Raw genomic sequence first — 5,682 nt, 5'->3', positions numbered from 1 at the left:
GGCCGTGGCGCTGGATGAGACCAGGATCCGCGACCTGCAGCTGTCCTCGGGCGGCCTGCTGGTGGGCCAGAAGCTGGAAGACTATGTGAACGAACAGGTGGGCCGCAAGCCGCTGGAGCAGCTGGCCAAGCCCTTCGTGGCCGTGTCCACGCGGCTGGAGGACGGCGAGCGCACCGTGTTCGCGCGCGGCAATACGGGGCAGGCGGTGCGTGCCTCCAGCAGCATTCCGGGTGTGTTCCAGCCCGTGGCCATCGGAAAGTTCCACTTCGTCGATGGCGGCATCACCAGCCCCGTGCCCGTGGACGCCGCGCGCCAGCTGGGCGCCGATCTGGTGATCGCCGTGGACATCTCCAACAAGGCCCGTGGCAAGGCGCCCGAGAACATGCTGGGCGCCCTGGGCCAGTCCATTGCGATCATGGGCCAGAAGCTGGGCCAGGCCGAGCTGGCCCGCGCCGACATCACCATCCGCCCCAAGGTGCTGGACATCGGCCCGGCCGACTTCACCCAGCGCGCCAGCGCCATTCTTGAAGGCGAAAAGGCCGCCGTGGCCGCCATGCCCCAGATCCGCGAGCGCATCGCCCAGCTGCAGGCCGAGCGCGCCAAGGCCGCGAAGCTGGCGCAGCAAAAGGCGGCCGAAGCCCAGCACCAGGCCTGCCTGGACCAGCGCTCGCGCATGCAGAAGCTGGCGGAGATGGCGGGGATGGATGGCGCCTGCGCCAACCCCAACCTCAATGCCAACCCCTGATCCACCACGGCTGCGCGCGGGCTATCCGTACACCGGATAGCGGGCGCAAAGCCCCGTCACCTGCTCCCTGACCTGCGCCGCCACCTTGGCAAAGCGGGCGCCTTCCTGCGCGTCCAGCGCATCGAGCACATCGCACAGCCAGCCGGCCAGCTGCTCGCACTGCGCCTGGCCGAAGCCGCGCGTGGTGACGGCGGGCGTGCCTATGCGCAGGCCCGAGGTCACGAAGGGCGAGCGCGGGTCGTTGGGCACGGTGTTCTTGTTGGTGGTGATGTGCGCCTCGCTGAGCGCGGCGTCGGCGTCCTTGCCGGTGTAGCTGCGGTCGGACAGGTCGATCAGCATCAGGTGGTTGTCCGTGCCGCCCGAGACGATGCGGTAGCCGCGCTGCTGGATCACGGCGGCCATGGCGCGGGCGTTGGCCAGCACCTTGCGCTGGTAGGCCTTGAAGCCGGGCTGCAGCGCCTCCTTGAAGGCGACGGCCTTGGCGGCGATCACATGCATCAGCGGCCCGCCCTGCACGCCGGGGAACACGGCCGAGCTCAGGCGGCGGTTGAAGGTTTCGTCCTGTCCCTTGGACAGGATCAAGCCGCCGCGCGGGCCGCGCAGCGTCTTGTGCGTGGTGCTGGTGACCACATGCGCGTGGGGCAGGGGGCTGGGGTATTCGCCCGCGGCCACCAGGCCTGCCACATGGGCCATGTCCACCCAGAACACGGCGCCCACCTTGTCGGCAATGGCGCGCATGCGGGCCCAGTCCTTGTGGCGTGAGTAGGCAGAGAAGCCGCCGATGAGCATGCGGGGCCGGTGCTCCAGGGCGATGCGCTCCATCTCGTCGTAGTCGATCAGGCCCGTGGCGGGGTCCAGGCCGTAGGGGACGATGCGGTAGTGGCGGCCCGAGAAGTTGGACGGGTTGCCATGCGTCAGGTGGCCGCCCTGGGCCAGGTTCATGCCCATGACGGTGTCGCCGGGCTGGGCCAGCGCCAGGAACACGGCGGCATTGGCCTGGGCGCCGGCATGGGGCTGCACGTTGGCGTAGTCGCAGTCGAACAGCGCCATGGCGCGTTCCACGGCCAGGCGCTCGGCCACGTCCACGTTCTCGCAGCCGCTGTAGTAGCGCTTGCCGGGGTAGCCCTCGGCGTACTTGTTGGTGAAGACCGAGTTCTGCACCGCCATCACCAGCGGGCTGGCGTAGTTTTCGGAGGCGATGAGTTCCACATGGTCTTCCTGGCGGCGTTTCTCGCTCTGGATGGCCTTGGCCAGCTGCAGGTCGAAGTCGGCCAGGGTCAGGGATGCGTCGTACATGGGTGAGTGGTTCCTGTGTCGGGGCAAGGGCTGGGGGAATCGATGGTCATGCAGCTGCCAGCTGGCCTGCGGCGGGTGCGCCTGCCTGCGCGGCGCTGGCCGGCTCCAGCAGGCAGGCCAGGCGGGCGACGATGTCGTCGATCTGGCGCTCGTCGCAGATCAGCGGCGGCAGCAGGCGGATGGTGGATTCGCGCGTCACCGTGATCAGCAGGCGCTGCTGGGCCAGCGCGCGGCCCACCAGGTCCTGGCAGTTGCGGTTCAGCTCGATGCCCACCATCAGGCCCTGGCCGCGCACGGCCAGCACGTCGGGGTGGCCGTGCAGCGCCTGCTGCAGGCCGTTGAGCAGGCGCCGGCCCAGTTGCCTGGCGCGGCCGGGGATGTCCTCGGTCTCCATGATGTCCAGCACCGTGCAGCCCACGCGGCAGGCCAGCGGGTTGCCGCCAAAGGTGGAGCCATGCTGGCCGGGCGAGATCAGGTCGGCCGCAGGCCCGCGCGCCAGGCAGGCGCCGATAGGAATGCCGTTGCCCAGGGCCTTGGCCAGGGTCATCACATCGGGGGCGATGCCCGCATGCTGGTGGCCGAACCAGGCGCCGGTGCGCCCCAGGCCGGTCTGGATCTCGTCCAGCATCAGCAGCCAGCCGTGCCGGTCGCACAGGCTGCGCAGCTGGCGCAGGTAGTCGGGGCTGGCCAGGCGGATGCCGCCTTCGCCCTGCACGGGCTCGATCAGCACGGCCACGATGTCGCCATGCTGGGCGGCGGCGTGGTGCACGGCCGCGATGTCGTCATAGGGCACGCGCACGAAGCCTGGCATCAGCGGCTCGAAGCCGCGCTGCTTGGCCGGGTTGCCCGTGGCCGACAGCGTGGCCAGCGTGCGGCCATGAAAGCCGTTGTCCATCACCAGGATCTGCGGCCGCGCCACCTGCCTGCGGTGGCCGTGCAGGCGCGCCAGCTTGAGCGCGGCCTCGTTGGCCTCGGCGCCGGAGTTGCAGAAGAAGGCCGTCTCCATGCCGGCCAGGGCGCACAGGCGCTGGCCCAGGCGTTCCTGCCAGTCGATGCGGAACACGTTGGAGGTGTGCAGCAGCAGGCCGGCCTGCTCGGCGATCACGGCGGCGATCTCCGGGTGCGCGTGGCCCAGGGCGGTCACGGCCACGCCGGCAATGGCGTCCAGGTATTCGGTGCCGTGCTCGTCCCAGAGCCGGGCTCCACGGCCACGGACGAAGGACACGGGCTGGCGGGCATAGGCCTTCATCAGGCGGGAATCAAGGGGTTGCATGGCTTTTTGCATGTCAAGGTCCTCAAGCGGGGTCAGGGTTGAATCGAAAAGGGTGGCGAGGGGGCGCGTTCAGGGCAGCGCCAGGGCGGCGGGATCAGGGCCGCCGACGGGCCAGTAGAAGCTGTCCGGCTGGGCGCGGGCGCCGAAGATGGCCTGGCCCACGCGCACCACGGTGGCGCCTTCCTCGATGGCGATCTCGAAGTCGCCGGACATGCCCATGGACAGTTCATCCAGCGAGATGCCAGCCGGCGCGCCCTGGCGCAGCTGGTCGCGCAGGCTGCGCAGCAGCACGAAGCACTGGCGCACGCGCTCGGCCTCGCTGGAGAACAGGGCCAGCGTCATCAGGCCGCGCACGCGCAGCGCACTGAAGGCGGGCAGGGCCTGGAGGAATCCCTGCACCTCGTCGGGCGGCAGGCCGTACTTGCTGGCCTCGCCCGAGGTGTTGACCTGCACGAACACGTCCAGCGCCCGGCCTTCGGCCTGCAGGCGGCGGTCCAGCGCCTCGGCCACGCGCAGGTTGTCCAGCGCCTGGAACTCGCTGGCAAAGCGTGCCACGAGCTTTGCCTTGTTGGTCTGCAGGTGGCCGATGACGGACCACTGCAGATCGGCCAGGTCCTGCATGGCCTCCCACTTGCCGAAGGCTTCCTGCACCTTGTTCTCGCCCAGCATGCGGCAGCCCGCCGCGTGGGCCAGGCGCAGGCTGGATTCGGGCTTGGTCTTGCTCACGGGCAGCAGGCGCACGCTGGCCGGGTCGCGCCCCGCGCGGCGGCAGGCAGCGGCCATGCGCGCCTGCACGGTGGCCAGGTTGTGCCGGAAATCGTCCACCGTCTCGGCCTGGGGGTAGCGGCCGTGCTGGTCGTGGCGCGTCAGGGTGTCGGCGGCTCGGGCGGTGCCGCCGGTGGTGTCTTGTGTCGCAAGCATGGTTTCAGCTCCTTTTGATGGCGGCATCGGCGGCGGGCACGTTGCCGGTGCCCGCCTCGCTGCGGGCGGCCCGGCGCGGCCACTGGCCGTTGAGCACGGCATGGGCCACCAGGCCGATGACCAGGCCCCAGAAGGCGCCGCCTATGCCCAGCATGGAAATGTTGGCCGCGGCGGCCAGGAAGGTGATCAGCGAGGCCTCGCGGGTTTTGGCATCGGCCAGCGCATTGGCCAGGCTGCCGCCGATGGTGCCCAGCAGCGCCAGGCCCGCCAGCGTGGTGATGAAGGTGGCCGGGAACGCCATGAACACGGCCGCCAGCGTGACGCCGAACACACCCACCAGGATGTAGAACACGCCCGCAGCGATGCCCGCGATCCAGCGCCTGGACGGCTCTTCATGCGCCTCCTTGCCCGTGCAGATGGCGGCCGTGATGGCGGCGATGTTGAAGGCGTGCGAGCCGAACGGCGCCATCAGCAGCGAGCCCAGGCCCGTCAGCGTGACGATGGGGTTGGCGCTGGTCTTGAAGCCGTCGTTGCGCAGCACCAGCATGCCGGGCATGTACTGGCCGGTCAGCGTGATCAGGAACAGCGGCAGGGCCACGCTCAGCAGGGCGTTGAGCGTGAACTCGGGCCGCGTGAACACGGGCGCCGCGAATTGCAGCTGCAGCCCGGACAGGTCCACACGGTCCTGCGCCAGCAGGAACGCCAGGCCCAGCGCCAGGATGCCGACCACCGCATAGCGCGCCGTCAGCCGCTTGAGCAGAACGTAGGCTACGATCAGCAGGCCGGCCAGCACCGGGTCCACGCTCATGCCGCCAAAGGCCTTGATGCCGAACTGCAGCAGGATGCCCGCCAGCAGGCCCGAGGCCACGCCGGGCGGAATCAGCCGGATCACGCGCTCGAACCAGCCCGACAGTCCTAGCACCACGAAGGCCGCGGCCGACACCACATAGGCGCCCACGGCCTCGGCATACGGCGTGGTGGCCAGGGCCGTCACCAGGAAGGCGGCGGCCGGCGTGGACCAGGCCGTGATGATGGGCTCGCGCGAGAGCCAGCTGAGCACCAGCCCGGTGACGCCCACGCCAATCGAAATAGACCACACCCACGAAGCCGTGAGTTCCGGGCTCAGGCCGGCCACCTTGGCGGCCTGGAACACCAGGATGAAGGTGCCGCCGTAGTTGACGATGACCGAGATCAGCCCGGCCACCACGGGGTGGATGAGGTCGCTGAAGCGAAGGGGTGAGTGTGTGTCTGATGAAGGCATGGTCTTCTCGTTTTCCTTGGGGGTTGGATTCCTGGCTGTCTGGGGAAAGGGGTATTTGAGCGCCGAAGTGGACTGAATGATCCATACACTTCGCTCTCTTGTTGCAGACCACTTTGCAATGGGCGCGCAGCATTTGCGTCAGTACAATGGCCTGCCAAAGAGGTGCAATGAGATGAAAGGACGCGG

At 69.3% G+C, this 5,682-nt stretch carries 5 protein-coding genes; 1 reads left to right on the top strand and 4 read right to left on the bottom strand.

Annotated features, from left to right (window positions below; genetic code table 11):
- Positions 1-745, top strand: a 745-nt coding sequence (locus L995_RS04910) for a patatin-like phospholipase family protein (RefSeq protein ID WP_047469726.1), incomplete at its 5' end; no start/stop codon positions are given.
- A gap of 21 nt (positions 746-766) precedes the next feature.
- On the opposite strand, the gene glyA is transcribed toward L995_RS04910, so the two are convergent.
- From glyA to L995_RS04890, 4 genes are read right to left on the bottom strand one after another with little or no spacing between them, the layout of a single operon-like run.
- Complete coding sequence (gene glyA, locus L995_RS04905; RefSeq protein ID WP_047469722.1) at positions 767-2,041, bottom strand: serine hydroxymethyltransferase; 1,275 nt, start codon at positions 2,039-2,041, stop codon at positions 767-769.
- Between the two features lie 46 nt (positions 2,042-2,087).
- Positions 2,088-3,326, bottom strand: coding sequence for an aspartate aminotransferase family protein (locus L995_RS04900; RefSeq protein WP_082001485.1), 1,239 nt, complete (start codon positions 3,324-3,326; stop codon positions 2,088-2,090).
- Positions 3,327-3,383: 57 nt separating this feature from the next.
- Positions 3,384-4,235 (bottom strand): YggS family pyridoxal phosphate-dependent enzyme, encoded by an 852-nt coding sequence (locus tag L995_RS04895; protein ID WP_047469719.1) that lies wholly within the window; start codon positions 4,233-4,235, stop codon positions 3,384-3,386.
- Positions 4,236-4,239: 4 nt separating this feature from the next.
- On the bottom strand, positions 4,240-5,496 hold the full coding sequence (locus tag L995_RS04890; protein WP_046238945.1) for a benzoate/H(+) symporter BenE family transporter: 1,257 nt from the start codon (positions 5,494-5,496) through the stop codon (positions 4,240-4,242).
- Positions 5,497-5,682: the final 186 nt, after the last annotated feature.

Source organism: Delftia sp. ZNC0008, from assembly GCF_000799035.1.
Classification (GTDB): Bacteria; Pseudomonadota; Gammaproteobacteria; order Burkholderiales; family Burkholderiaceae_C; genus Comamonas; species Comamonas tsuruhatensis.
The sequence above is the reverse complement of the archived record's forward strand: the minus strand, read 5'-3'. Positions and strand labels throughout refer to the sequence as shown.

What these genes read in the sequence shown, in the direction of transcription:
- L995_RS04900 (WP_082001485.1), bottom strand. Translation starts at nt 3,326, where the DNA reads ATGCAAAAAGCCATGCAACCCCTTGATTCCCGCCTGATGAAGGCCTAT.
- L995_RS04895 (WP_047469719.1), bottom strand. Translation starts at nt 4,235, where the DNA reads ATGCTTGCGACACAAGACACCACCGGCGGCACCGCCCGAGCCGCCGAC.
- L995_RS04890 (WP_046238945.1), bottom strand. Translation starts at nt 5,496, where the DNA reads ATGCCTTCATCAGACACACACTCACCCCTTCGCTTCAGCGACCTCATC.
- glyA (WP_047469722.1), bottom strand. Translation starts at nt 2,041, where the DNA reads ATGTACGACGCATCCCTGACCCTGGCCGACTTCGACCTGCAGCTGGCC.